This window comes from Candidatus Zixiibacteriota bacterium (genome assembly GCA_022865345.1).
Lineage (GTDB): Bacteria > Zixibacteria > MSB-5A5 > MSB-5A5 > RBG-16-43-9 > RBG-16-43-9.
In genome coordinates, this window is record JALHSU010000130.1 from 1 (window position 1) to 1563 (window position 1563).

2 protein-coding genes are annotated in these 1563 nt (G+C 41.7%); both read right to left on the reverse strand.

Going from position 1 to position 1563, the window contains the following annotated elements; translation table 11 throughout:
* Window positions 1-123: 123 nt before the first annotated feature.
* Window positions 124-624, reverse strand: a complete 501-nt coding sequence (locus MUP17_05775; protein MCJ7458480.1) for a hypothetical protein — start codon at window positions 622-624, stop codon at window positions 124-126.
* Complete coding sequence (locus tag MUP17_05780) at window positions 599-949, reverse strand: hypothetical protein (GenBank protein ID MCJ7458481.1); 351 nt, start codon at window positions 947-949, stop codon at window positions 599-601. Before MUP17_05780 ends, MUP17_05775 begins: the two co-directional genes overlap by 26 nt.
* Window positions 950-1563: the final 614 nt, after the last annotated feature.

Genomic DNA, 1563 nt, shown 5'->3' on the forward strand with positions numbered 1-1563 from the left:
GTTTGGGGAGGGAATTTGCCCGATTGATGCAGGAATTGGTTTGGCCGCGAGAAAGGAGAAGGTCCAAAAACGTAGCCGATGATAGGACAAAAGGCGAGAGAAGAACCCGCCCCTGCATCATTTCTAGGCTTCCCCCTCAAACATGAGAGTTTTGTATTCTTCCATGTTGTCAAAAGGCCAGTATTCAGGCAGCCAATCATCTTCTAAGACAAAAACTTGTTTTTCCACGATGCCAGCGGGCTTCTCGACTATTGTTTCAACGACTTTTTCGATGTATACTGGCTTTTCCACTATTCTGTCTCGATATACTACAGTAGGTTGTGTTGGAACATGGCTTTGGGAGTGCTGTAGTTGTTTTTCCCCAGTTTTGTAATATTCTTTCAATGCTTCCACTAGAGGAATGTTACTTTTCTTTTGGATGGCTTTGATGTGGTCTACGAATTCTTTTTCCTCTCTCATCTCAAGTTCAGATTCACAATATTGCTTTAGGAATTCAAGCAAAACATAGTCTAATGCTTCACTGACGGACTCGAAATTGTATCCTTCCGTGAACTTCTTAAGATTTTTGAGAGCCTGTTCAGAAACTCTAGTATTCAGTTTAGATTTGAGGTGTTTTTCCTTCATTGTTTTTCTCCTCTTCTTGTGGGGGGTTCAACTGTTCCTGCTCCTGCTGCGGAGCCTTCTCCTGTTCCAGTTTCAGAACTAATTCAGTCTTGAATTTCTGCAGGTCAAAAACGATTCCTTGCAGGGGCCTTACACAGAACTGAGCGAGAGAGAGGCAGTGGTCTAGTTTTGCGAGACATTGTTCAAGAGTAAGAGTTTTTGTTCCTTCTATGAGAGGAAAAATCTGGTGACGCAGGTATTCCGAGACCGTTATGCCTTGTTCTTTGGCCTTTGCATCCAAGATTTCAATAGTTGTGTCCTCTAATCTCATTGCGACTATTTTCATACTGACGCACTCACTGACTGATTGCTTACTTCTGTTAGCAAGTTATATTTAAAATTTAGGGTGATGTGTGTTTACAGTTGTAAATTGTAGCAGCGCAGCTAAGTTTTTGCAGCAAGCCCCTATGGTAAACCGTCAACTCTCCGTAAACGCAAGCCCCTATGGTAAACCGACAAGGGTTTGTCGGTAAACCATTGGTGGGATACACTTTTGGCTAGTGGGATACACTTTTGATGGAGGTGGGATATGACATTTTGTTGAGTGGGATACAGTTGTGTTTACAGCATAGAATAGGGCTAATTTTTTCAGAGAAGCTTGAAATGAGACTCTTTAGTGGGATACACTTTTCGCAATCTTGGAGATGTCAGTATAGTGTCAGTATCAAAGCTGACAATTACCATCGTTTAAGGCTATTTGTTGCTTTCCAGAAAGTAATAAACTGACAATACCATGCTATTTGTCAGCGTTTATTACCGACATTTTGATACATTCCCTCTACCATCAGCGTCGGGCAAAAAAATTTGGGATGAGAATAGAATATTCTGTAGTGTTAGCGGTCAAGTAATGCAAGGATACCGAAGATGATTCCATAGACCATTGCAGGCAACCAGAGAACA